The organism is Pseudoduganella sp. GW821-FHT12E03, from assembly GCF_058807115.1.
The window spans coordinates 717673-741726 of record NZ_JBXAQJ010000002.1; the positions used below are offsets into that span (position 1 = coordinate 717673).

General features: G+C 62.8%; 21 protein-coding genes. 14 read left to right on the forward strand and 7 right to left on the reverse strand.

Annotated elements, in window-relative coordinates:
* Positions 1-2: 2 nt before the first annotated feature.
* On the reverse strand, positions 3-1487 hold the full coding sequence (locus AC1RRC_RS06860) for an HDOD domain-containing protein (protein WP_493054512.1): 1485 nt from the start codon (positions 1485-1487) through the stop codon (positions 3-5).
* Positions 1484-3163: a putative bifunctional diguanylate cyclase/phosphodiesterase gene (locus tag AC1RRC_RS06865; RefSeq protein WP_493054513.1), complete on the reverse strand. Its 1680-nt coding sequence runs from the start codon at positions 3161-3163 to the stop codon at positions 1484-1486. Before AC1RRC_RS06865 ends, AC1RRC_RS06860 begins: the two co-directional genes overlap by 4 nt.
* A gap of 365 nt (positions 3164-3528) precedes the next feature.
* On the opposite strand from AC1RRC_RS06865, the gene AC1RRC_RS06870 reads away from it, so the two are divergent.
* The 4 genes from AC1RRC_RS06870 (at position 3529) to AC1RRC_RS06885 (ending at position 6790) form a co-directional block, all read left to right on the forward strand.
* Positions 3529-5214 (forward strand): isovaleryl-CoA dehydrogenase, encoded by a 1686-nt coding sequence (locus AC1RRC_RS06870; protein ID WP_493054514.1) that lies wholly within the window; start codon positions 3529-3531, stop codon positions 5212-5214.
* 81 nt (positions 5215-5295) lie between these two features.
* A complete protein-coding gene (gene upp, locus AC1RRC_RS06875; protein ID WP_493054515.1) occupies positions 5296-5946 on the forward strand; it encodes a uracil phosphoribosyltransferase in 651 nt (216 codons plus the stop codon).
* Between the two features lie 3 nt (positions 5947-5949).
* On the forward strand, positions 5950-6312 hold the full coding sequence (locus AC1RRC_RS06880; protein ID WP_493054516.1) for an Hpt domain-containing protein: 363 nt from the start codon (positions 5950-5952) through the stop codon (positions 6310-6312).
* A 274-nt stretch (positions 6313-6586) separates the two neighbouring features.
* Complete coding sequence (locus AC1RRC_RS06885) at positions 6587-6790, forward strand: cold-shock protein (RefSeq protein WP_154378486.1); 204 nt, start codon at positions 6587-6589, stop codon at positions 6788-6790.
* A gap of 104 nt (positions 6791-6894) precedes the next feature.
* Here the strand turns inward: AC1RRC_RS06885 and AC1RRC_RS06890 are convergent, their stop codons facing one another.
* Complete coding sequence (locus tag AC1RRC_RS06890) at positions 6895-7803, reverse strand: LysR family transcriptional regulator (protein ID WP_493054517.1); 909 nt, start codon at positions 7801-7803, stop codon at positions 6895-6897.
* 151 nt (positions 7804-7954) lie between these two features.
* On the opposite strand from AC1RRC_RS06890, the gene aceB reads away from it, so the two are divergent.
* Positions 7955-9553 carry a malate synthase A gene (gene aceB, locus AC1RRC_RS06895; RefSeq protein ID WP_493054518.1) on the forward strand — a complete coding sequence of 533 codons (1599 nt, stop codon included), beginning with the start codon at positions 7955-7957 and terminating at the stop codon, positions 9551-9553.
* 159 nt (positions 9554-9712) lie between these two features.
* On the opposite strand, the gene AC1RRC_RS06900 is transcribed toward aceB, so the two are convergent.
* Positions 9713-10372: a 2-hydroxychromene-2-carboxylate isomerase gene (locus AC1RRC_RS06900; RefSeq protein WP_493054519.1), complete on the reverse strand. Its 660-nt coding sequence runs from the start codon at positions 10370-10372 to the stop codon at positions 9713-9715.
* Positions 10373-10381: 9 nt separating this feature from the next.
* Positions 10382-11179: a hydroxyacylglutathione hydrolase gene (gloB, locus tag AC1RRC_RS06905; RefSeq protein ID WP_493054520.1), complete on the reverse strand. Its 798-nt coding sequence runs from the start codon at positions 11177-11179 to the stop codon at positions 10382-10384.
* Between the two features lie 18 nt (positions 11180-11197).
* On the opposite strand from gloB, the gene AC1RRC_RS06910 reads away from it, so the two are divergent.
* The 6 genes from AC1RRC_RS06910 to AC1RRC_RS06935 all read left to right on the forward strand — a co-directional run bounded on the left by AC1RRC_RS06910 (position 11198) and on the right by AC1RRC_RS06935 (position 17376).
* A complete protein-coding gene (locus tag AC1RRC_RS06910) occupies positions 11198-11989 on the forward strand; it encodes a class I SAM-dependent methyltransferase (RefSeq protein WP_493054521.1) in 792 nt (263 codons plus the stop codon).
* On the forward strand, positions 11976-12416 hold the full coding sequence (rnhA, locus tag AC1RRC_RS06915; protein WP_493054522.1) for a ribonuclease HI: 441 nt from the start codon (positions 11976-11978) through the stop codon (positions 12414-12416). The genes AC1RRC_RS06910 and rnhA overlap by 14 nt, the downstream gene beginning before the upstream one ends.
* A 65-nt stretch (positions 12417-12481) precedes the next feature.
* Positions 12482-13198 (forward strand): DNA polymerase III subunit epsilon, encoded by a 717-nt coding sequence (dnaQ, locus tag AC1RRC_RS06920; RefSeq protein ID WP_493054523.1) that lies wholly within the window; start codon positions 12482-12484, stop codon positions 13196-13198.
* 116 nt (positions 13199-13314) lie between these two features.
* Positions 13315-14250, forward strand: a complete 936-nt coding sequence (locus AC1RRC_RS06925; RefSeq protein WP_493054524.1) for a hypothetical protein — start codon at positions 13315-13317, stop codon at positions 14248-14250.
* 101 nt (positions 14251-14351) lie between these two features.
* The gene (locus AC1RRC_RS06930) at positions 14352-15986 is read left to right on the forward strand and encodes a methyl-accepting chemotaxis protein (RefSeq protein ID WP_493054525.1); all 1635 of its coding nucleotides are present in this window, start codon (positions 14352-14354) and stop codon (positions 15984-15986) included.
* Positions 15987-16101: 115 nt separating this feature from the next.
* Positions 16102-17376 (forward strand): hypothetical protein, encoded by a 1275-nt coding sequence (locus AC1RRC_RS06935; protein ID WP_493054526.1) that lies wholly within the window; start codon positions 16102-16104, stop codon positions 17374-17376.
* A gap of 53 nt (positions 17377-17429) precedes the next feature.
* Here AC1RRC_RS06935 and AC1RRC_RS06940 read toward each other — a convergent pair whose 3' ends face one another.
* Entirely contained in the window at positions 17430-18419 is a 990-nt protein-coding gene (locus AC1RRC_RS06940; protein WP_493054527.1) for a zinc-dependent alcohol dehydrogenase family protein, read from the reverse strand.
* Between the two features lie 165 nt (positions 18420-18584).
* Here AC1RRC_RS06940 and AC1RRC_RS06945 point away from each other — a divergent pair, with 165 nt between their 5' ends.
* From AC1RRC_RS06945 to AC1RRC_RS06955, 3 genes are all read left to right on the forward strand, one after another.
* Complete coding sequence (locus tag AC1RRC_RS06945; protein ID WP_493054528.1) at positions 18585-19496, forward strand: LysR family transcriptional regulator; 912 nt, start codon at positions 18585-18587, stop codon at positions 19494-19496.
* 115 nt (positions 19497-19611) lie between these two features.
* Positions 19612-21033: a glycoside hydrolase family 88/105 protein gene (locus tag AC1RRC_RS06950; protein WP_493054529.1), complete on the forward strand. Its 1422-nt coding sequence runs from the start codon at positions 19612-19614 to the stop codon at positions 21031-21033.
* Between the two features lie 161 nt (positions 21034-21194).
* Entirely contained in the window at positions 21195-23204 is a 2010-nt protein-coding gene (locus AC1RRC_RS06955; RefSeq protein ID WP_493054530.1) for an ATP-binding protein, read from the forward strand.
* Here the strand turns inward: AC1RRC_RS06955 and AC1RRC_RS06960 are convergent.
* Entirely contained in the window at positions 23188-23865 is a 678-nt protein-coding gene (locus AC1RRC_RS06960) for a response regulator (protein WP_493054531.1), read from the reverse strand. The genes AC1RRC_RS06955 and AC1RRC_RS06960 overlap by 17 nt on opposite strands.
* Positions 23866-24054: the final 189 nt, after the last annotated feature.

A 24054-nucleotide genomic window follows, 5' to 3' on the forward strand; every position in this document is an offset into this window, starting at 1 on the left:
TATCAAGCGACCTTGTTGCTGACCGCTTCGAGCTGGTGGCGGCGCTCGATGGCTTTCACCACCAGGGCGCGGATATCGTTGAGCAGGGTGAATTCCGTCTGGCTCAGCTGGATCGGCGGGAAGGATTCATCCCAGTCGCCATACAAGAAACCGGCCGGCTGCGAATTGGCCAGCAGCGGCAGCACCACGAAGCTGCGCGCTTCACTCAAGGTTTCGCGCCACCAGCCGGGCAGCTTGGCGGCGAACTTCGGGTCCTTGGCGTTTTCAATGAAGATCACGCGGTCGCTGTTGAGCGCAGCATGGAATACGTTCGGCTCATAAATGTCCGGGAATGTCATTTCCGGCAGGCGTTCGCGCACACCGTCGCCAAAGCTCATGCGGGCGGCATAGGTGCCTTCGCGGCGGTTGCGCACGAAGGCCACGGCGCGCGAGAATTCCAGGCCCTGGTGCACGGTTTCCAGTGCAATCGAGACCATTTGTCCCGGCATCGCGCTGGCCGACATGTCGCGCATGTCGTTCAAGCCGCTTTGCAGGATCTTGATGCCTTCGGCGCGCTGGCGCGTCTTGGCCAGTGCCTTGGCGCTGCGCTCGGCCGGCTTGGACAGCGGTGCGATGGTCAGGTCGGCGGCGGCAACAGCCTTGGCCTTTTCTATGGCCGCGGCCATTTGTTCGGGTTCGACGCCGAGCATGGCGGAATAGCTGGCCGTGATGCGTTTGACTTCCTCGGCGCCGGCGGCATCGTCATGCCACAGCGATTCCGCGCATTGCGCGGCCATGGTCGAAAGGCCGGCAATCCAGTCGGAGGCTGTGACTTCCTGGCCTTCTTCAAAGGGACCGACGGTGCGCATGCCACTGACCAGGTTTTTCGGCAAACCCCAGTGGGCGGCGGCGGCGCTGCCGACTTCTTCCAGCGACAGGCCCAGTATCTCGAGCGAGGCGTCGTCTTCGCGGCCTTCGCCGGCCCGCTGTTGCATCAGCGTCCAGCGCTCCGGCATGTAATACGTGATCATCATGCGGCCCAGCGTGTGCAGCATCGAGCACACCACGGCTTCCTCGCCGTGCACGCTGTGCGCGCTTTCCGCCACTTGCTGCGCCACGATGCCGGCCAGCACGGCCTTTTCCATTTCCACGTGGGCGATGCCGGAGTTGGGCGAGGTGGAAGTCATTTCCTCCACCAGTTTCAAGCCCAGCGCCAGGTGGCCGATGGCGTCCGTGCCCAGCACCAGCACCGCTTTCGAGACGGTGTTGACGTGCTGGCCGAACGCGGAATACATGCCGCTGTTGGCCAGGCGCAGTACTTTTTGCGTCAGGACCGGATCGGACAGCACCGTGCGCGTCATGTTGAATTCGACGTCATCCTCGCCGCGCATAGCCGACAGGATGGCGGTAATGGCTTTTGCGAAACCGGGCATGTCGCCCTGCATGCGGGTGCGGTCCCACAGCAGGGACAAGGTCTTGCCGCCGTCGGCGTGGCCGTTGGCGCTCATGCGCCCACCTGCCGCAGGTCGCCCGGCATCAGGCTGGCGTATGTGCGCTCGCGCAGCGCCGCCAGGGCGGTGGAGGCCGCCATCGGCTTGCCGGTCAGGTAACCCTGGATGTATTTGCAGCCGCGCTGTTCCATGTACGCCAATTGTTCATCGGTTTCCACGCCTTCGGCCACCACCGATAAATCGAGGTGCTTGGCCAGGTCCAGCACGGCATTGCAGATCGCGCCGTCTTTTTGCGAACCAGGCAGATCGCGGATAAAGGCCCGGTCGATTTTCAGGACGGAGATCGGGAAGCGTTTTAAGTACGCCAGCGACGAATAGCCGGTGCCAAAGTCGTCAATGGCGATGCGCGCCTTGCGCTCCGCCATCTTGGCCAAGATCGTTTCGGCGTGCGCCGGGTCGATCATCAGGGTGCCTTCAGTAATCTCTAAAACCAATTGCTCACCAGGTAGGCCGGAAAACGCGATGGCGTCGTCCAGCACGTCGAGGAATTTATCGTTGCGGAATTGTCTGGGGCTAATGTTAACAGAAATATACAAATTCCGCTTAGCAACTTCCTGGAATTGCTTCAGTTGCACGCAGGCCGACTTCAGCGCCCAGGCGCCCAGCAGGTTGATCAAGCCGTTGGTTTCCGCGATGGGGATGAAGCGGCCGGGCGGCACCATGCCCAGGGTTGGATGCTTCCACCGCATCAGCGTTTCAAAGCCTTCGATTTCGCGCGTGCTGGCGTCGACAATCGGCTGGTAATACAACATGAACTCGCCTTCGCGCACGGCCGAGAACATCGCCGCTTCCAGCGAAATATCGTGTTCCGGCGGACCGCTGTGCTGCGCGTTATAGACCACGGCGCGCGCCTTGCCGGTGACTTTGGCGCGCGATAGCGCGGCGTCGGCCATCGCCACCAGCCGCACTTCGTCTTCGGCGTGCTGCGGATACACCGCCACGCCGACCGAGGCGCCGATATAGATGGTGTGCCCTTCGATTTCAAACGGGGCTTGCAGGGTGGCCAGCAGGCGCCCCGATACCAGCTTGATTTGCGGTTCCGTGAACGTGCCTGGCAACACGGCGACAAATTCATCGCCGCCGACCCGGGCCAGCGTATCGCTGTCGCGCAGGGTTTTGCGCAGGCGGCTTGCCGCCATGCGCAACACCGCGTCGCCGATCGGGTGGCCCAGGCCGTCGTTGACTTTCTTGAAGGCGTCCAGGCCGACACTGGCGACGGCAAAGCCCTGACCGGAGCGGCGCGCCTGGGCGATCGTCATGCGGATCCGGTCGGCCAGCAGCAGGCGGTTCGGCAATTCCGTCAGTGCATCGTGGGTCGCCATGTGGCGCAACCGTTCTTCCGTCGCATGCTGCGCCGTCAGGTCACGGCCAATGACGAGGAATTCCTGGCGCGCGCCCACTGTGTACAGCGAAATGCGCAATTCAAACCAGATATCCGTTTCGTGCACGCGGAAGCGCGCATCGACTTTATCCGCCATGCCCGATTGCTGCACAGCCGACAGCGCCGCGCGCAGCGGCGCCTGGTCGGCGTCGTAGGCCAGCGCGGGCAACAACTGGCCATACAGCGAAGGCACTTCCGCCATCGTGCAGGCGCGGCGGTTGGCATACTCGATGTGACCGGATAATTGCAGGCGAAATACGATGTCGCCAGCCTCTTCTAGCAGGCTGTCCATGTCGTTTTGGCTGTCGCGTAGCGGCACGGTTGAAGGGCTGGGTAACATCGTCACTGTCTAATTTGTTGAGGCGCAGGGCGTAGCCCGGGCGATTGTTGCAAAACCAGAACGAAATGTATCACCGATGCGCCATTAAAAAAATGAAATATGACAACTTTTACACGTGTTTTCAGAAAAAAGCCTGCATCGGGACCGTTATTGCGTCGAGGCGCCCATATAGCAGGGTAGCAGATGGCAATCATGGTCGTACAGTAAGAGGAAATAATCTGCTGCACAATTTCCACGTTTAATTTATTCAAGCAAATGCTTGTTATTTTCCAGGGTCCGCATTACGCTGTGCGGATTCCCCCGAATGGAGCCTTGCCATGCAGTTCGATACGCATACCGTCCTGAACCAGCCAACAGCACTTGCCGATGTGAATTTGTTCCAGGCCGATGTGGCATTGCGCGAGGCGCTCGAGCGGGAAGGGGGCGCGGCGGCACACGATGCGCTGCTGCGCCTTGGCCAGCAATTGGGCAGTGCGGACATACTGGACCTGGCGCGGGTTGCCAACGCCAACAAGCCCGTGCTGCATAATTTCGACCGCACCGGCAAGCGGATCGACCAGGTGGAATTCCATCCCGCATGGCACCGCTTGATGCAGTTGCTGATCGAAAACGGGGCGCATGCGTCCGCCTGGGATGGCACACCGGGCGCGCAAGTGGCGCGCGCCGCGAAATATATCCTGTTCGGCCAGGTGGAAAACGGCGCCCAGTGTCCGGTGACGATGACTTACGCATCGGTGGCGGCGCTGCGGCACGCGCCGGCGCTGGCGGACAAATGGCTGCCGAAAATCCTGTCGCGCCACTACGATCCCCGCCCGTTGCCGCTGGCGCAAAAACGCGGCGCGCTGATCGGCATGGGCATGACGGAAAAGCAGGGCGGCTCCGACGTGCGCGCCAATACCACCCGCGCCGACGCCGTGTTGCCGGCGGAGGCGCTGGCCGTGTTTGGCGCGGAAGACAGCGCCGGCGTTTACCGCCTGGTTGGCCACAAATGGTTTTATTCGGCGCCGCAGTGCGATGCCCACCTGGTGCTGGCGCGGACCGAGGCGGGGGCCAGTGGCGGCCTCAGTTGTTTCCTGGTGCCGGGCTACCTGCCGGACGGCAGCCGCAACCAGGTGCGCGTGCAGCGCCTCAAGGACAAGCTGGGCAACTGCTCCAATGCCTCGTCGGAGGTGGAATTTGCCGGCGCGTACGGCTGGCTGGTGGGAGCGGTGGGGCGGGGCATTCCGACCATCCTGGAAATGGGCAGTCTGACCCGGCTCGATTGCGTGATCGGCAGCGCCGCCACCATGCGCGCGGCGCTGACCCACGCGCTGCACCATGCGCGCCAGCGTCACGTCTTTGGCAAGCTGCTGTCGGAGCAGCCGCTGATGCGAAACGTGCTGGCCGACCTGGCGCTGGAATCGGAAGCGGCGACGGTGCTGGCAATGCGGCTGGCGCGCTGCTTCGACCATCCGGACAACCCGCTGGAAACCATGCTGGGGCGGATTTTGACGCCCGCCGGCAAATATTGGGTGTGCAAGCGCGGCCCGGCGTTTGGCGCGGAAGCCATGGAAGTCATCGGCGGCAGCGGCTATGTCGAGGAGAGCCCGCTGGCGCGCATGTACCGCGACTTCCCCGTCAATTCGATCTGGGAAGGGTCCGGCAACATCATGTGCCTGGACCTGTTGCGGGCATTTGGCAAGAGCCCGGCGGCCGGCGAAGCGCTGGCGGCCGAGCTGGTGCTGGCCGGCGACGCCGATCCGGATTTCAACGCGTACCGCGCCGCGCTGCTGGCGGACTTGCGCGCCATGGCGGGGCAGGCGCCCGACGAATTCGGCGCGCGGGTGCTGGCCGAGCGCATCGTGCTGGCGGTGCAGGCGGCGCTGCTGCTGCGCCACGCGCCGGCATGTGTCAGCGCCGCCTTCGTGGCGTCGCGCATTGCGCGCGAGCCGGGCGGGGCGTTTGGACGGCTGCCGGCCGAAGCCGATTGCGCCGCCATCCTGGCGCGCGCCTTGCCGGCATAATAAATTCGTGAAAACCATTCCCCAGCCCGTGCCGGGCTGGGATAATGCCGGGTATAACCATATAGATATAGGTTCCCCGATATGAAACAAGATCCACGCTTCCCCAACCTCTTCATCACCGATCACCCGCTGATCCAGCACAAGCTGAGCCACATGCGTGACAAGGCGACGTCGACCCGTACCTTCCGCGACTTGCTGAAGGAAATCACGCTGTTGATGGGCTATGAAATCACCCGCGACCTGCCGCTGACCACGCGTGAAATCGAAACCCCGCTGATGACGATCCAGGCGCCCGTGATTGCCGGCCGCAAACTGGCCATCATTCCCGTGCTGCGCGCCGGCATCGGCATGAGCGACGGCTTGCTGGATCTGGTGCCGTCGGCCCGCGTCGGCCACATCGGCGTGTTCCGCGATCCGGAAACGCACCAGCCGGTCGAGTACCTGGTGCGCTTGCCCGACCTGGAAGAGCGCATGTTCATCCTGTGCGATCCGATGGTGGCGACGGGCAATTCGGCGGTGCACGCGGTGGATGTGCTGAAGAAACGCGGCGTGGCCGATGACCAGATCATTTTCCTGTCGCTGGTGGCGGCGCCGGAAGGCATCACCGTGTTCCAGAACGCGCATCCGGGCGTGAAGATTTATTGCGCCTCGCTCGATTCGCACCTGAACGACCACGCTTACATCGTTCCCGGCCTGGGCGACGCGGGCGACCGCATTTTCGGTACCAAATAAACCATGGCGCCCGTCCAGGATCCGAATTTCCGCGACCGCCTGAACGCCCTGTCGGAAAAATACGGGGCGACGATTCCCGCCACCATGGCGGCAATTTCCAGTGCGCTGTCGCATTGCAGCAACGCTGATGCCGACGAGCAATCACTGCATAAATTGCATGAATTGTTGCATGGCGTGGCGGGTTCGGCTGCAACTTTCGGTTACCCCGTGCTGGGAACCGAGGCCCGCCGGCTGGAGCAGGAAGTCCGGCCACTACTGGGGAAACGCCCGGTCGATATCGCGCACTGGCAGGCGCTGGCAGCCATGGTTGCGCAGTACTTGTCCTGGGCAGAAGTGGATCCCAAGGCGCCGGATTTTAGAACTTGAGCTCGGCCTCAAATGTCGTCGGGATGATATTCGTCAACCGTGTTCTTGAAATTTTGTCTATAGTGACATTCATGCCGCGCGAAACACGTGCTCGGACGACGCAACATAGTTTGAACGTCACTCCCTGCATTTATTTTCGTGGAAACGGGACAACCCGGTTTTATTCGGTATAATGCGGGATCGTTAGATTCAGAGTAGTGCAGCTTAGCTGGCTTACTTGCTTCAAACGATATCACGGGCGCAAGCCCAAATTAACTGTGAAATAGGAATTGTAATGGCAACTGGTATCGTAAAATGGTTCAATGATTCGAAGGGTTTTGGCTTTATCACCCCTGACGAAGGCGGCGAAGATCTGTTCGCTCACTTCTCGGCGATCCAAACCCAAGGCTTCAAATCTCTGCAAGAGAACCAGCGCGTATCGTTCGACGTAACCGCTGGCCCAAAAGGCAAGCAAGCATCGAACATCCAACCGCTGTAATTCAGCGCTGGATCCAACGATAAGAAAATCCTCGGTCAACGAGGATTTTTTTTCGTCTGGAAGCTGGTAGATGGAGCCCGACAGACCGTCGCGAGCTCCTTTTTTTACGTCGCCTTCTTCCAATACCCTGGCTGCGAATACGAGCGGCGCAGGAAGTCCACAAAGGCGCGGATGCGCAGCGGCAAATGGTTGCGCTGGGCAAACACCGCGTAAATGTCATTGCCGGGCGCCGAAAAATGCTCCAGCACCGGCACCAGCCGTCCCGCTTCGATATCGGCCCCCACTTCCCACATCGAGCGCCACGCCAGTCCTTTCCCCTGTAACACCCATTCGTGCAGCACTGCGCCGTCATTGCAACCCATGTTGCCTGACACTTTCATGGTGGTCACCTTGCCGTCGACCTTGAAAGTCCAGCCGCGCTGACTGCCGTCGCTGCTGATGGCCAGGCAATTGTGTTTGGCCAGGTCGTCCAGGGTGCCGGGTGTGCCATGCCGTTTCAGGTAGGCCGGGGTGGCGACGATGACGCGATGGTTGTCCGCCAGCTTCACGCCCACCAGGCTGGAATCCTGCAGCGAAGCGATGCGGATCGCCACATCGACCCCTTCGCCGATGATGTCGACCACCCGGTCACTGAGGTTCAGGGTGGCGCGCACATCGCGGTGTTCGGCCAGGAACGAGGGCAGCAGCGGGGCCACGTGCTGGCGGCCAAACCCCGCCGGCGCCGACACCAGCAAGTGGCCTGTTGCGCGCGCGCTGCGCTCGGCCACCGCGCTTTCCGCATCTTCGAGTTCCGTCAAAATGCGCTGGCAATCTTCAAGGAATGCAGCGCCTTCGTTGGTCAGGGCCAGTTTGCGGGTGGTGCGCTGCAACAGTTTCACCCCCAGCCGCTGCTCCAGCGCATCGAGCCTGCGCCCAATAACGGCGGGCGCTATGCCTTCCGCGCGGGCGGCGGCGGACAGGCTGCCTTTGGCGACGACATCGACGAACGTGGAGATTTGCCTGAACTGACCCATTCAACGGTTCCTTTTGATTTGTGCAAAAAACGCATAGATGATGTGATTTTTAGTCTTGTTTCCATAACTTATTAGTGAATATACTGCAAAAACGATGTGGGCGTAAAAGCCTATACTGAGGATTCCATCAATACGAAAGAACGGAGATCACATGTCGCAAGCCACCATTCAACTGCCAGCAGGTATGGAAATCACGGGTGCCATCAAGCCCGGTTACGAAACGGTACTGACCCCTGAAGCGCTGGCCCTGGTGGCCAAGCTGTCGCGTGCATTCGAACCGCGCCGCCAGGAATTGCTGGCGGCCCGCGTGGCCCGCGCCAAGCGCCTGGATGCAGGCGAGCGTCCTGACTTCTTGAAGGAAACCGCTCATATCCGCGAAGGCAACTGGACTATTGCGCCGATCCCGAAAGCCCTGGAATGCCGTCGCGTGGAAATCACCGGCCCGGTCGACCGCAAAATGGTCATCAACGCCCTCAATTCCGGCGCCGACAGCTACATGACCGACTTCGAAGATTCGAACACGCCGAACTGGGATAACCAGATCTCCGGCCAGGTCAACATGATTGATGCAGTGCGCAAAACCATCGCACTGGAACAGAATGGCAAATCGTACAAACTGAACGACAAGACCGCGACCCTGGTGGTGCGCCCACGCGGCTGGCACCTCGATGAAAAGCACGTGCTGGTCGACGGCAAGCGCATTTCCGGCGGCATCTTCGACTTCGCGCTGTTCATGGTCCACAACGCGAAAGAACAGCTGGCACGCGGTGCCGGCCCGTACTTCTACCTGCCGAAGATGGAGTCGCACCTGGAAGCGCGCCTGTGGAATGACATCTTCGTCATGACGCAAGATGCAATCGGCATCCCGCAAGGCACGATCAAAGCCACCGTGCTGATCGAAACCATCCTGGCCGCGTTTGAAATGGATGAAATCCTGTACGAACTGCGCGAACACAGCTCGGGCCTGAACGCCGGCCGCTGGGATTACATCTTCTCCTGCATCAAGAAATTCAAGCTCGATAAAGACTTCTGCCTGGCCGACCGCGCCAAGGTCACGATGACCGCGCCGTTCATGCGTTCGTACGCGCTGCTGCTGCTGAAAACCTGCCACAAGCGCAATGCCCCGGCGATTGGCGGCATGGCCGCGCTGATCCCGATCAAGAACGATCCGGAAAAGAACGAAGTCGCGATGGGTGGCGTGCGCAACGACAAATCGCGCGATGCCACCGACGGCTACGACGGCGGCTGGGTGGCGCACCCGGGCCTGGTGGAGCTGGCCATGGGCGAGTTCAAGAAAGTGCTGGGCGATGCGCCGAACCAGATCAGCAAACAGCGTCCGGACGTCAACGTCACGGCGGCCGACTTGCTGAACTTCCAGCCGGAAGCGCCGATCACCGAAGCGGGCCTGCGCTACAACATCAACGTGGGTATCCATTACCTGGGCAGCTGGCTGGGCGGCAACGGTTGCGTGCCGATCCACAACTTGATGGAAGATGCGGCCACGGCAGAAATCAGCCGCGCGCAGGTATGGCAATGGATCCGTTCGACCAAGGGTGTGCTGGACAACGGCGACAAAGTCACCGCCGAACTGGTGCTGAAGATGATTCCGGAAGAATTGCCGAAAATCAAAGCCACGGCGCCGGACGGTTCCAGCCCGAACTATGAGCGCGCGGCCCAGATCTTCGCCGACATGTGCACGTCGGACGCGTTCGCGGAATTCCTGACCTTGCCGCTGTACGAAGAAATCTAAGCCGGCCAGGCCACACCGCCTTTACGGAACGCAGCGTGGTTCCGTAGGGCGGATTGCGCACGGCGCAAGCCGCCATGCCTGCGTCAACGCGGCGCACGCAGGGCGGCATTGTCAATGCCGCCCTGCGGGTTCCGCGTCTACACGGCGATCAACGCCGTATCACTGCTGCTTGCGCTGCGACAGCGCCGGCTGATCCAGGAATGCCTGCAACACCCCCTCGTCGATGCGGTTGCCGGCAATGCGCCACAGCAGCGAATCGATCCGGTCCGCGCCCCAGAAGAATTCCCCCTCAAATTCAAACGTCGGCACGCCAAAGATGCCGCGGCCAATCGCCACTTCCGTGGCGGCCGCCAGTTGCTGCTTGACTTCCGGCGTCACGGCGGCGTCGGCCAGCGCTTCGCCATCGAGCCCGCAATCATTGGCCAGCACGATCAGCACGTCGGCTTGCGACACATCCTTGCCGCGTTCCCAGCACGCCGCATACATGGCCACCACGAAGGCCTTGCGCTGTTCCGGATCGGTAATCGCCGTCGCCATGCGCAGCGCCATCAGCGGATTGAACGGATGCCCGGGCGGTCCGACAAATTTCAATCCCATTTCCGCCGCCAGCCGCATCACGTCGCGGAAGGTGTGCACGCGCTTGGCGGGAATTTCCGCCGGCCCTTTATTGCCATGCGCGGTCAGCATGGCGGCAAACAAGATTGGCTGGAATTCGACCCGGCAACCGGCTGCTTCGATGCAACTGATATCCTTGGTCGCCAGCCAGGCGAAAGGACTGATCGGGTCGAAATAAAACTGTACCAGCGGCCGTTCGCTCATGTTGTCTCCTCAGAAAGTGTTTTTCCATTGCCGCAGGGCCGCAAACACGGCCACGGGCGGTTCGCCACCTTGCAATTTTCCTGCAGAAACTAATTGTGCCGCGATTTGCGGTTCGGCATAGCGCAGGAACGGATTGGTGTTGCGTTCCATCGCAATCGTGCTGGGCACCGTCGGTTCGCCCCGGCCGCGTTTGCGGCTGTCCGCCTCGATGCGCGCCTGCAAAGCGCTATTGCCGGGTTCCACCGCCAGCGCGAAGCGCAGGTTGGACAGCGTGTATTCGTGGGCGCAAAAGACTTTGGTGTCGGCCGGCAGCGCCGCGAGTTTGTCCAGGGAAGCCGTCATTTGCGCCGGGGTGCCTTCAAACAAGCGGCCGCAGCCTCCGGCAAACAGGGTGTCGCCGCAAAACAGCCAGGGCTCGCCATCGGTCCGGACATAGGCGATGTGGCCGCGCGTGTGGCCCGGCACGTCAAGCACGGACAGGCGCAGCGCCAGACCCGGCACCTCGACCGTGCCGCCCTCGGCCAGCGGATGTGTGACGGCGGCGATGCCGTCCTGTTGCGGACCGAATACGGGCACGTCATATTGCTGCAATAATGCAGGTACACCGCCGGTATGGTCGGCGTGGTGATGGGTGAGTAAAATGGCGGTAAGCGTCAGGTGATGGACACGCAGCGCGGCCAGGATCGGCTGGGCATCGCCCGGATCGACCACGGCGGCGTGGACGCCATCGTGGATCAGCCACAGGTAATTGTCGTTGAAGGCGGGTACCGTGAGGACGCTGAGCGGGGCGGGTAACAATGAGTTCATACAGTCGGGGAACGTGGCATGGATAGCGCCGCATCTGAAAAATCCATTATAGCGCTGGACTCCTGGCTGCAAACCCCGGCCGGCGTCTACGTGCGCGCATGGGAACAAGCGCAGCTCGATGCACTGACGGCCGATATTTTCGGTTATAACGCGCTGCAGATCGGCTTGCCGCAAATCGATGCGCTGGCCGCCAGCCGCATGCCACGCAAATGGCTGGCCGACATCCGCCCGCGCCCCCGGCTCGACAACGTGACGGAATTGCGCCAGGTGGCCGTGACGTTTGACTATGCCGAGCTGCCGTTCGCCTCGCAAAGCCTGGACCTGGTGGTATTGCCGCACGTGCTGGAGTTCGCCGCCGAGCCGCACCAGGTGCTGCGCGAAGTGGAACGGGTACTGATCCCGGAAGGGCAGGTGATCATTTGCGGCTTCAATCCGGCCAGCCTGTGGGGGCTGCGCCAGGTGACGGGAAGGCTGACCGGATCGCACTTCCTGCCCCCGGCCGGTGAATTCATCTCTATGCCGCGCATGCGCGACTGGTTAAAATTGCTGAATTTGGGCGCCACCACCAGCCATTTTGGCTGTTATGCGCCCGCATGCCGCACTGAAAAGTGGCTGCAGCGCTATGCCTTCATGGACCGCGCCGGAGCCCGCTGGTGGCCCTACCTGGGCGCCGTGTATATGGTGCATGCGATCAAGCGCGTGAAAGGCATGCGGCTGATTGGTCCGGCATGGACGAAAAAACGGGTGGCGGCACCGGTGGCCGTCCCGGCAACGAACAGAAGGCGGGAATCGCAGGATGGAAAAGGTTGAAATTTTTACCGACGGTGCATGCAAGGGCAATCCTGGCACCGGCGGCTGGGGCGCCTGGCTGGTGGCAGGCGAAGCGCAAAAGGAAATGTTTGGTGGCGAGCACAACACCACCAATAACCGCATGGAATTGACGGCAGTCATCGAATCGCTGAAGGCCTTGAAACGCCCGTGCGAAGTGGTGCTGCACACCGACTCGCAATATGTGCAAAAGGGTATCAGCGAGTGGATCCATGGCTGGAAACGCAAGGGCTGGGTCACGGCCGCCAAAGAGCCCGTGAAAAACGCGGATTTATGGCAGGCGCTGGACCAGGTCCAGGCCGTGCACAAGGTCGACTGGCGCTGGGTGCGGGGCCACAATGGCCATCCCGGCAATGAAAAAGCCGACCAGCTGGCGAACCTGGGCGTCGAATCCGTTCGCCGCAAGTAGCAAGCCGCCGCGGGCGCTCTGCTATACTGCCGCCCCGCCTGTCCATTCCCTAGCCAACCATCACCATGCGTCAAATCGTCCTCGATACTGAAACCACCGGCATCAACCCCAAGCAGGGCAACCGCGTCATTGAAATCGGCTGTGTCGAGCTGGTGAACCGCATGTTGACGGGCAATAATTTTCACGTTTACATCAATCCGGAACGGGATTCGGAAGAGGGCGCGCTGGCGGTGCACGGTCTGACCACGGAATTCCTCCGCGATAAGCCGAAATTCGCGCAGATCGCGGAAGATTTCCGCCAATACGTGCAAGGCGCGGAACTCATCATTCATAACGCGCCGTTCGACATGGGTTTCCTGAACCACGAGTTCAACCTGCTGAAACTGCCGCCGTTCGACAGCCAGATTCACGGCGTGATCGATACGCTGGCCCAGGCCAAGGAAATGCGTCCGGGCAAGCGCAATTCGCTCGATGCGCTGTGCGACCATTTCGGCATTTCCAATGCCCACCGCAAGCTGCACGGCGCATTGCTGGATGCGGAATTGCTGGCGGACGTCTACCTGGCCATGACGCGCGGCCAGAACAGCCTCGGCATGGATGTGGAAGAAGAAACCGTCGCGCACGATGGCGCGCTGGAAGACGTGGCGCTGGGCGAGATCGTGGTGCTGGCCGCATCGCAGGAAGAACTGGCCGCGCATGAAGATATCCTCAATGCGCTGGACAAAGGCGTCAAAGGCACGTGCGTCTGGCGCACCGTGCCGGAACCTGTCCCGGCAGCCTGAGGCCGATCCGGCAGTTTTCACAGCCGTGGCGGCGGCGGTTACACCATGCTCTAAAGTGCAATAGACGGCATGTTCCGTTTCCATGACAATCGGTCAAGTTCGTTAAATAGCCCGTCATGTCCGCCGACCTTTCCGCCTTGCCACCGATTGCGCGCCGCGTTTGCGCCGCGCTCGGCTTGTTGTTGGTGTGCGCGCACGCGCGGGCGGCCGATGTGGTGCACTGGAACCGGCCCGCGTCGGAGACCGACCAGCGCCGCAGCTATGCCGAGCAATTGCTGGCCACGGTGCTCGAACGCACCCGGCCTGAATTCGGCGACTACGTGATCGACTATGCCCCGGTCCACATGGAGCGGCCGCGCCAGCTCAGTGAAATGAAGGAGGGCGACCTGCTCAATGTCACGTCGAATCCCGCCAACCCGGTATGGATGCGCGAACTGACCGCGATCCGGATCCCGATCGACCTCGGTTTGCAATCGTGGCGCCTGGCGCTGATCCACCGTAAGAACCAGGGCAAGCTGCGTGCCGTCACGGGCGCCGCCGACTTGAAACCCCTGCGCGCCGGGGCGAACAGCGTGTGGGTATCGGCGGTGACGCTCAAGGACAACGGTTACACGGTCGTCACCGGCAATAATTACGAAGGCTTGTTCACCATGCTGATGGCGGACCGCTTCGATTATTTTCCGCGCGGCGTCAATGAAATCTTCCCGGAATTCGATGCGCGCACCCGGCAGCATCGCGACCTTGCGATTGACGATGGCTTGCTGCTGTATGACGCGGCGGCTTCGCTGTTTTTTGTGTCGCCCAAGGCGCCGCGCCTGGCCGCGCGCATCAAGGCGGGGATGGAATCCATGCTGAAGGATGGCTCGCTGGAGCGCTTCCTGCTCGAGCACCACAAGCCCGTTTTGCTGCGCGCCCGCCTGTGCCAGCGCCGCCGCATCGATATATCGGTCCAGCCGCCGGACCCGGGCATGGCGGCCCGCAAGGAATTGTGGTTTGACCCGTTCGATCCCCGCCACGGGCTGTGCCCGGCGCGTACGGTCGGGCCGCGCTAGTTGGTGTGACTTGTGGCCATCTAGTCCGAATTGACGTAGGTGCGCGCGCGCCTTTGACGAATAATCCCCTGCACACAACGATCAACTGTCGGGGGAATACCATGAAGCGTAATCTGAAGATCGGCGTCCGGCTGGGCCTGGGATTTGCCGCCGTCCTGGCCCTGATGGCGGCGATCCTGGCCACCGGCCTGGTGTCGCTGGCCCGTATCGGCAGCCACACGCATGACATCGTCCACGATAAAAACGTGAAAATGGCGGCCGCCAACGCCATGACCGGCCACGTGCGGGCCATTGCGCTGGGCGCGACCGCGATGATGGTGGTGCCGGATCTGCAAATCAACGATGAACTCGACAAAGTCGCGGCCGCGCGCAAGCGCTATGGCGCGGCGCGCGCCGCGCTGGTGGCCTTGCCGATGGATGCGCGCGAACAGCAATTGCTGGCGCTGGCCGACGAGGCGCTGAAGGCCAGCCTGGCGAAAAACGAACACATGCTGACCCTGCGGCGCAACGGCGAGACCCAGGATGCCGCCGCCTACCTGACCGACCAGGCCGGTCCCGCGCTGACGGCGGTGCTGGCCGCCTTCGACCACCTGATCGCCCATGAAACCACGCTGGCCACGCAGGCCGGCGCGCAAGCGTCGCAAGTCGTGACGGCCTCGCAAGGCACGTTGCTGGGACTGGGGCTGCTGGCCGTGGCGCTGGGCGTCGCGGTGGCGTGGTTTATCACCCGCTCGATCACCGCGCCGCTGGGCCGCGCCATCGCGGTGGCGGAAACCGTGGCCGCCGGCGACCTGTCGTCGCGCATCGAGGCGCCGGCCGGCGAGGTGCCGGGCGGCGATGAAACCGGCCGCCTGCTGCGCGCATTGCGGGCCATGAACGGCAGCTTGCTGGACGTGGTGGGGCAAGTGCGCGCCGGCACCGATGCGATTACCACCGCGTCGGGCGAAATCGCGGCCGGCAATATGGATTTATCGGCACGCACCGAACTGCAGGCCGGCTCGCTGGAACAGACCGTGGCGGCCATGGACGCCCTGACGGCCACCGTGCAGCGCAATGCCGGGCACGCGCAGCAGGCCGACCGCCTGGCGCAATCGGCATCGGACGTGGCGGCCAGGGGCGGCGCCATCGTGTCGCAGGTGGTCGACACCATGGGCGCGATTCACGCCTCGTCGCGCCGCATCGTCGACATCATCGGCGTCATCGATGGCATTGCGTTCCAGACCAATATCCTGGCGCTGAATGCGGCCGTGGAAGCGGCGCGCGCGGGCGAGCAGGGCCGGGGCTTTGCCGTGGTGGCGTCCGAAGTGCGTTCCCTGGCCCAGCGCTCGGCCGGCGCGGCGCGGGAAATCAAGGAATTGATCGCGGCGTCGGTCGCCAATGTGGAAGCCGGCTCGAAGCTGGTGGGGTCGGCCGGGCAGACCATGGACGAGATCGTGGGCAGCATCGGTAAAGTCGCCGGCATCATGGGCGAGATCACCGCGGCCAGCCAGCGGCAGACCGAGGGCATCGGCCAGATCAACCAAGCCCTCGCGCAACTGGACGGCATGACCCAGCAAAATGCCGCGCTGGTGGAACAGGCGGCGGCCGCTTCGCACAGCCTGCGCGGCCAGGCCGATACGCTGGGCGCGGTGGTGTCGTTCTTCCGCACCGGCGCGGCGGTGGGTCAGGACGCGCCCCGGCTGGTGGTGCATCATGCCAGCAATGAAACGGCGGTGTTGGAGCGGCGTGCAGCTTGATAGTTGTTGTACCCAGAAAACTATTTCAGAAAGACAATAAACATTCCACTCTCCCATGCTATTCTGCGGACGACCGCCTCGAGGGCGGTCGTTCGATAATAACAAGGAGGTGTGCATGAAATCTGCCGTATTTTCCCTGCGTCGTACCTTGCAAGCATTACCCGTGGCCGCCCTGCTGGCAGCCGCGGTGCCCGCATCGGCGGCGGTCGTCACGTACGACCTGGCCCCGGCATCCTATATCAAGCAGCTGTACACCATGACCACGCCGGCCAGCTATGCCAGCTGCAAGCCGACCACGACCGAAGCCACGATCGCCTGCTACCTGATCGAGTCGCTGAACCGTGACAAGATTCCATTTAATTCCGTCAATGTGGTGCTCAACGGCGCCGGTTCCGCCTATACCGTCAGCATCGACAGCGCCGATGCGCGCGCGGCGCAATACCAGGCGGCGCAAACCACGTTCCTCGACCAGGGCCACGCCGGCCAGGCGCTGAACGGCGTCACCGCTTGCGAAGCCGACAGCACCTGCTGGCAAGTGCAGCCGCAGGACCCGAAAGGCTGCCCCGGCCCATGGCAATTCTGGCTGCCGCTGGGACTGCCGATGGTGTCGCAAAAGGCGGTCATGATGCTGCACTATCCGCCCTACACCTCGTTCCAGGCCTACGATTACCTGAACAACGCGACCCTGAACCGCTGGGAGCGCATGCTGACGTCGGTGGGCGTGCCGGCGGACCAGGTCAACCTGTATGAATCCATTGTCGACGTGATGCCGATTGCCGCGCCGGGCAGCGGTGAAACCGCGTGCCTGACGCCGGCCATGTCGGAAACCTATTTCGGCAACGCCAGCGCCAACCGCAATTACATCGCGCCGATGCTGACCTTGCTGGCCAATCCGCCGGTCAACGCCGGTAAAAAGGGCACCGCGCCGGTGCTGGTGTTCGGCAGCGAGCCGCGCCAGGTCTGGGCCAGCATGAACAAGCTGTCGTCGTTCAATGTGCTCGACGTCGGCACCGTGACGATGCCGGGCGATACCAAGCCGACCGCGTACATTGGCGCCAACCATCCGATCGCGGCCGTGTATGACACCTGCACCAGCACGCCGAACATCGTGCAAATGGAAATCCAGGACTTGACCACCGCGTGCTTTGCTCAGCTCATGAGCTCCGATCCAAGTGCGGATCCGGTGAAGGTCAAGAATACGTGCTATGCGCTGCAAAGCCAGAACAAGGCCGCCATCTGCATCAACGCGATGATGGACATGAGCAAGAAGCCATACTGGACCTGGGCGCAAGCCAAGACCTGGTGCGACGCCAACAATAACAATCCGTGCCCGTCCAGCCCGACCAAGGCTGCCAAGGCGAGCAAGGCCAAGGCGGTGAAAAAGCAGTAAGGCAGTAATGCTGTCACCACGGCGGGGGACTGATCCGGCCCCCCGCCGCACGCCTACACCCGCACCACAATTTTCCCGACCTGGTTGCCCGCCTCCAGATAGCGGTGCGCCGCCACCATGTCGTCAAACCCGAACACGCGGTCGATCACGGGGCGCAATGCGCCACTGGCCAGCCCTTGCGCAATAAAGGCCTTGGCGGCCTGCAGCCGTTCCGGCGCCATGGTGATTTCAAACAGTTCATAGCCTCGCAACGTCAAGTGGCGCGCCAGGATCTCCATCACCGGCACCGGTATATCGCGCGGATCGAGCGCACCATACTGGTAGTACGTGCCTTGCTCCGCCATGGCGCGGATCAGGTCGCGCGCCTGTGGCCCGCCCACCGGGTCGAACACCAGGCGCGCGCCGTTGCCGCCGGTCAGATGCTGGATGCGTGCGGTCATTTCCGTGTCCCCGCTGAGCAGCACGTGCGCCGCGCCGGCCGCCTTCAATGCCGCCACCTTGGCGTGGCTGCGCGTCAGCGCGACCGGCGTGGCGTTGAGCATGTTGGCAATCTGGATCGCCGCCACGCCGACACTGCTGGCCGCCGCGCCGATCACCACCGTATCGCCCGCCCGCAGTCCGCCCATCCGCACCAGGGCGCCATATGCCGTGGTGTAGGACATCCACGTGGCGGCGGCTTCCTCATAGCCGACGCCGTCCGGGATGGGCACGATGGCGTGCGCGGGGGCGTTGACGATTTCTCCGTACATGCCGTAGTCCGTAAACGAAAACGCGGGAATCACGCTGACCCGGTCGCCAATGGCACATTCCGTGACTGCCGCGCCGATGGCGATAATGTCGCCGGCGGCCTCGTAACCCAATTGCGCGGGAAAGACGGGATCGATCACATAGTGGCCGGAACGGTACATGCTCTCGGCACGGTTCAGGCCGATGGCCTTGACCCGCAGTTGCACCTCGTGCGGGCCTGGCGGCGCCACTGTGGCATCGGCAAATTGCAGTACGTCGGGGCCGCCGGTTTGATTGAAATAAATGACTTTAGACATGGTTACACCTCGTTTTCAGTGAATGGGAGTGTCAGCGCTGGAATAAAGTCTATCGGGGATCAGGTATCGCCAGTGGCGAGAGTGATTTGACAGATTGGTGAATAGAAAGCGCCAATTGGTGTTTCAGCGTAAAATTTCCGCACCACCTGATCGCTATCGACCGCCATGTCCGAAGACCGCCTGAACGGCATCGCCACTTTCCTTGCGGCCGTGGAGGCCGGCAGCTTTGCCGCCGCCGCCGTGAAGACCGACGTCACGCGCTCCGCCGTGGCGAAATCCATTGCGCGGCTGGAGGCGCGGCTCGCGGTCCGGCTGTTTCATCGCACCACGCGGCAGCAGATACTGACTGCGGAAGGCGAGCGCTATTACGAGCACTGCAGCCGCCTGATGACGGAGTTGCGCGACATGGAATCTGCCCTGCACGAAGGGCTGCGGCAGCCGGAAGGGCGCCTGCGGGTCAGCGCATCGATCCTGTTCGGACGCCGCTGTGTGGCCCCGGTGCTGCGTTCCCTGGTGCGCGCTTATCCCAAGCTGACGCTGGAAGCGGAATTCACGGACCGAGTGGTCGACGTGGTGGCGGAGGGATTCGACGTGGCGGTCCGGATTGGCCGGCTGGCCGATTCCACCAGCCTGGTGGCGCGCAAGGTCGGTGTGCAGCGCATGGCGATCTTTGCGTCGCCCGCCTACCTGGACGCCCATGGCCGTCCGGCCAGCGTGGCGCAACTGAAGCAACACCGGGGCATCGTGTACGGACGCACCATCGAACGGCAATCATGGCGGGTGCGTGATGTGGACGGGACCAGCGACGAGGTGCGGCTTGAGGGCAGGGAACGTTATGACGATTTGCAGGTCGTGGCCGATGCCGCGGTCGAGGGCGGCGGCATGGCGTGGTTGCCCTACTGGATGGGGGCGCCCTATGTGGCGGCCGGGCAGCTGGAACTGGTGATGGACAGCGACCGGGTGCGGTCGGTGGATATTCACGTGGTATGGCCGCGCACGCGCTATCTGCCGCAGCGGACCCGGGTGCTGATCGATGCGCTGGCGGCGGACATTCCCGGGCTGATGGCGGCAAGCTGATGGCCCGCTGCCCATCGCCGCTCAATACCAATCAACAACATGAGTGCATCTGATCATCCCTGATTCTTATACTGTCGGGGCTGTATGACTATTTCAGATCACAAGGAGACTCCCGATGAATTCCCCGAAGGCGCGCCGCTTGCTGCCCGGGTTGGTGTTTGCCAGCCTGCTTCCCGTTGCCCTGTCCGTTCCCGCGCAGGAAGCGCCACCCCCGCAAGAAAAAGGCCCTGCCGCGGCGGACGCCATGTTGCATACCCTGGAAGTACGCTATGCGACGCCCTACAAGGCCATGGAGACAGCGGAAGTCAAGGCGGTGCTGGACCGCGTGTTCGCTTATCTGGACAGTACGACCCCGGCCGCCCTGATCCACAAGAGTACCGGCGCGCCGGTCACGGACGTGACGAAGGCCGATCCGGACACCGTGCTGAAACCAGGGGACTTCCGCCTGACCAGCTATGAATGGGGCGTGACATACCTGGGCATGCTGGCGGCCGGTGCCGCCACCGGCGACAAGCGCTACACGGATTATGTGCAGCAGCGCCACCAGTTGCTGTCGCAACTGACCCGGACGTATTTGCCGGTGGTGCAGGCCGATGTGAAGAATTCCACGGCGCCGATCAAGAGTTTCCTGAATCCGCACGCGCTCGATGACGCTGGGGCGCTGTGCCACAGTTTCATGAAGGCCAAGTTGGGCGGGATGGCCGTCGACTACAGCCAGATGGTCAAGATCTGCGGCGACTTCGTGACGAAGAAGGAATACCGCTTGAAAGACGGCACCCTGGCGCGCGGCGGCCCGGATGGCAAGGGCGGCGTAAAAATGCGGCCGCTGCAAGACACGCTGTGGCTCGACGACATGTTCATGGGCGTACCGACCATCGCGTACCTCGGCAAATATACGGGCGACCGCAAGTATTACGACGATGCGGTCAACCAGGTGCAGCAATTCTCCAAGCGCATGTTCAACCCCGCGCTGGGCTTGTACATGCACGGTTACGTGGAAGGCTTGCGCGACCACCCCGAGCTGCGCTGGGCGCGCGCCAATGGCTGGGCCGTGATGTCGATGGTGGAAATCCTCGAAGTGCTGCCGAAAGACCACAAGGGTTATAACGCCGTGCTGGCGCAGTTGCGCGCCCACATCAAGGGGCTGGCCGGCTACCAGGGCAAGGATGGCTTCTGGCACCAGCTGATCGACCGGAACGACACGTACCAGGAAACCTCGGCCACGGCGATTTATGCCTATGCCATCGCCCGCGCCGTGAACCGTGGTTATGTCGATGCGCAAATGTATGGCCCGATGGCCAACCTGGCGTGGAACGCGGTGGCAGGCAAGGTCCTGGCCAATGGCCAGATCGAGGGCATCTGCGTCGGCACCGGCATGGCGTTCGACCCGGCGTTCTATGCCTACCGCCCGACCAACGTCAAGGCGGCGCACGGCTATGGCCCGGCGTTGCTGGCCGGCGCGGAAATCATCGAGATGAACAAGAAGGTCAAGTTCGGCCTCAATGACAGCGGGCTGATGTTCCAGGGACGCCGCTGACCTGGGCGGAGGCGGGCAGGCCCCGCCTCCAGAGCGCACTCGGCAATGAAGATCGTTATCGGAAATGCACCGTTGTCCGGCACGGCGCGATAAAATTCGGGAGCCTTCCTCATTCCGACTGCGCGGGGCCCGCGATGGACGTACCGTCTTCCAGCCGATTCATGCCAGGGCGCCGCCGGCGCTATGCGGCGCGGCGGATTGCGGCCAGCCTGGCGCAAACCTTCATTCCGCCCAGGCGGTTTAGCGCGCCCGCCGTGGAAGCGGCCTTCCTTGCCCATTATGGCCGCCGCTTCGCGCCGTTGCGGCGGGTCGGCATCGCGTTCGGCTGCGTCATGTGGGCCTGCTATGCCTTGTGGGATTTGCAGCATGCCCCCCATCCCGGTTCCCCCCTGCTGCAAGCGCCGGTCTGGCAATTGCTGGCGCTGCGCGGCTTGTCGCTGGCCATCCTGGTCGCGATCGGCGTGGTGTCGCTGCGGCCAGGCTTTCACGATGACCGGATCGCCCATGCGCTGTTGCTGGCCGGTACCGGGACGATCTCCCTGACCCTGATCGGCATGACCGTGCTGCTGGGGGAGCCGGCCGGGTATATCGACTACTTTGTCGCTATTTACCTGGTGCTGATCTTTGAATTCGCCTTCCTGCATTTGCGCGCCAGGCCGGTCTTGCTGCAAATGATCGTCCTGATCGCGCTGGTGCAGGTGTTGCAGCACCTGCACTGGCTGGGCATCCCGTTTCACTTCCTGCTGCCCGAACACTTCCTCGGCAGCGAATTGTTCTTCAGTTCATTCTTCGTGATCGGCGGCGGCGTGTGCATCAAGTTCGAGCGTTACGCACGCCGCCAATATCTGCAGTCGCAAGCGCTGGCCGCCGCCAACTCCGCGCTGCAAATGAAGAACGACTTGCTGGCCAGGGAAAAGGATGAGCACGCAAGCAAAGCGCTGGCCATGGTCGAGCTGAAGGAAGAGCAGCGTGCGCTGGCGGCGCGGCTCAACCATGAAAAATCCGAATTCCTGGCGAACGCGGCGCATGACTTGCGCCAGCCGCTGTTCGGCCTGGCGCTGTCGCTGGAATCCATGCGGGAAGCGCTGGCCCGGCACGATCCGGTGGAAGCGGCGCGCCTGTTGCCGCTGGCGCAACTGGCGTCGAGCAGGATGAACGTGACGTTCAATGCGATCCTGGATTTGTCGCGCCTGGAATCGGGTTTCATCAAGCCGGCCATCGTGTGTTTTGACGTCCGCGAGTTGCTGGCGGAAGTCGTGGCCGACCTGCAGCCATTTGCCGACAGCAAACGGGTCGTCCTGCGGCTGCGCATGGCAACAGGACATGCACAGCCGCTGCTGGCGGCCAGCGACCGCGTCCTGCTGGGACGGGCTATCCGCAACCTGGTCAGCAACGGCATCAAGTATGCGCGCGCGGATGCCGCGCCATCGCCGGCCGTGATCCTGGGCGCCGTGCGGCTGCAAGGGCGGATCCGGATTGACGTTACCGACAACGGTATCGGCATTCCGTGCGCGGAGTGGGAGCGTGTCTTCCAGCCGTTTGTCCAATTGCACAATGCCAGCCGCGATCCGGCCAACGGGCTCGGACTGGGCCTGTCGATCGTCAACGCCATGATGTCGATCCTGGACGGGCACCGGATCGAATTCAAGTCGTGCGTCGGCAAGGGCACCCGCTTTTCCATCGACGCGCCACGCGCCACGCAACTGGCCCCGCCCGGCGCGCAGGGACCGCCCGCCAACGCCCCCGCCATGGCGCTGCGCGGCACGTATATCGTGCTGGTGGAAAGCGACCAGCTGGTGCGCACCGCGCTGGAAGCCCTGTTCGTGCAATGGGACATCGTGGCCGATTGTGTCGCCACGCCCGGTGCCTTGCACGGCTTGCTGGACGACCTGGAACGCATCCCCGACCTGGTGATTTGCCAGAGCCGTTTTCCGGACGGTGGCACGGCGAACGATGTGCGGGCCGCGCTGCAGCACTACCTGCAACAGGTTGGTGGCGCGCATGCGATACCGATGCTGGCGCTGTGCGGCGAGCCGGAGTTGCCGCCGGCCGGGGCAGGGTGCGCGGCAATGTTGCTGCGTCCGGTTGATCCGTTGCGGCTGAGGGAAACCATCGCCGCGCTGGTGGCGGCCGGCGGCCATCGGCAGGCCGCCGTCAGCTTCTTGGAATAACCAGGCCGCGCCGGGCCATTTCCACGATGAGTTCGGCGCGCCGGCGCACGCCGAACTTTTCCAGCAAGTCGCTGCTGTATTCCTTCACCGTGCTTTCCGCCAGGTTCATGTGCCGTGCGATGGCTTTGTTCGGCAAGCCCTGGCAAATATAGGACAGGGTTTCCACCAGGCGTGGCGACAGCCCCAGGCTGTCCAGCGCCACCGGTTTCGCGCCCGCCAGCGGCGCCGGGCTGTAGCCGCCCCGGCCCAGCGCGGAATTCGGCAAATAAATCTGGCCTTGCATGATGGTGTCCAGGGCCGCGCGAAACACATCGGCGCCGCGCTCCGTGCGTTTCGAAATGAAACCCACGGCGCCGGCCTTGATGCATTCCAGTACGGTTTCGCGGTCGTCGTGGTTCGACAGCATCACGGTCTGTACCCCGATTTCCTGTTCCGCCAGCCAGTGCAGTACATCGAGGCCGGTGCTGGCGCCCCCAAGGTGATAGTCGAGGAACAGCAATTCATAGCCACCCCGGCCGAGGTACGCCTTGCAGCTGCCGACATCCGACGCCTCGTCGATCTCCAGCGTCGGCGCCGATTGCAGCATCAGGCTTTTCAGCGCCTGCCGGGTCAAGCCTTCGTCCTCAACCAGCAGCGTCTTCTTGAAGTGGGTGGGGGTCATGGTGTGGACTCGCCGGGGATTTCCCACATCCTACCCCATCGGGCTCAAGACACGATCCCTACCAAAGCAGGGCTCCCGCCGGAGGCCGCCTTGCGCAGGCCCCGCAACAGGCGTGAGGCGGGTTATCGGCGCAGGGTGGACGCACCACAATGGAGTTGCCGGGATACTCCAGGCAGTCCAATTTTCTTG

Coding starts and splice junctions, on each gene's coding strand:
- AC1RRC_RS06860 (WP_493054512.1), bottom strand. CDS start 1,487: ATGAGCGCCAACGGCCACGCCGACGGCGGCAAGACCTTGTCCCTGCTG.
- AC1RRC_RS06865 (WP_493054513.1), bottom strand. CDS start 3,163: ATGGACAGCCTGCTAGAAGAGGCTGGCGACATCGTATTTCGCCTGCAA.
- AC1RRC_RS06870 (WP_493054514.1), top strand. CDS start 3,529: ATGCAGTTCGATACGCATACCGTCCTGAACCAGCCAACAGCACTTGCC.
- upp (WP_493054515.1), top strand. CDS start 5,296: ATGAAACAAGATCCACGCTTCCCCAACCTCTTCATCACCGATCACCCG.
- AC1RRC_RS06880 (WP_493054516.1), top strand. CDS start 5,950: ATGGCGCCCGTCCAGGATCCGAATTTCCGCGACCGCCTGAACGCCCTG.
- AC1RRC_RS06885 (WP_154378486.1), top strand. CDS start 6,587: ATGGCAACTGGTATCGTAAAATGGTTCAATGATTCGAAGGGTTTTGGC.
- AC1RRC_RS06890 (WP_493054517.1), bottom strand. CDS start 7,803: ATGGGTCAGTTCAGGCAAATCTCCACGTTCGTCGATGTCGTCGCCAAA.
- aceB (WP_493054518.1), top strand. CDS start 7,955: ATGTCGCAAGCCACCATTCAACTGCCAGCAGGTATGGAAATCACGGGT.
- AC1RRC_RS06900 (WP_493054519.1), bottom strand. CDS start 10,372: ATGAGCGAACGGCCGCTGGTACAGTTTTATTTCGACCCGATCAGTCCT.
- gloB (WP_493054520.1), bottom strand. CDS start 11,179: ATGAACTCATTGTTACCCGCCCCGCTCAGCGTCCTCACGGTACCCGCC.
- AC1RRC_RS06910 (WP_493054521.1), top strand. CDS start 11,198: ATGGATAGCGCCGCATCTGAAAAATCCATTATAGCGCTGGACTCCTGG.
- rnhA (WP_493054522.1), top strand. CDS start 11,976: ATGGAAAAGGTTGAAATTTTTACCGACGGTGCATGCAAGGGCAATCCT.
- dnaQ (WP_493054523.1), top strand. CDS start 12,482: ATGCGTCAAATCGTCCTCGATACTGAAACCACCGGCATCAACCCCAAG.
- AC1RRC_RS06925 (WP_493054524.1), top strand. CDS start 13,315: ATGTCCGCCGACCTTTCCGCCTTGCCACCGATTGCGCGCCGCGTTTGC.
- AC1RRC_RS06930 (WP_493054525.1), top strand. CDS start 14,352: ATGAAGCGTAATCTGAAGATCGGCGTCCGGCTGGGCCTGGGATTTGCC.
- AC1RRC_RS06935 (WP_493054526.1), top strand. CDS start 16,102: ATGAAATCTGCCGTATTTTCCCTGCGTCGTACCTTGCAAGCATTACCC.
- AC1RRC_RS06940 (WP_493054527.1), bottom strand. CDS start 18,419: ATGTCTAAAGTCATTTATTTCAATCAAACCGGCGGCCCCGACGTACTG.
- AC1RRC_RS06945 (WP_493054528.1), top strand. CDS start 18,585: ATGTCCGAAGACCGCCTGAACGGCATCGCCACTTTCCTTGCGGCCGTG.
- AC1RRC_RS06950 (WP_493054529.1), top strand. CDS start 19,612: ATGAATTCCCCGAAGGCGCGCCGCTTGCTGCCCGGGTTGGTGTTTGCC.
- AC1RRC_RS06955 (WP_493054530.1), top strand. CDS start 21,195: ATGCCAGGGCGCCGCCGGCGCTATGCGGCGCGGCGGATTGCGGCCAGC.
- AC1RRC_RS06960 (WP_493054531.1), bottom strand. CDS start 23,865: ATGACCCCCACCCACTTCAAGAAGACGCTGCTGGTTGAGGACGAAGGC.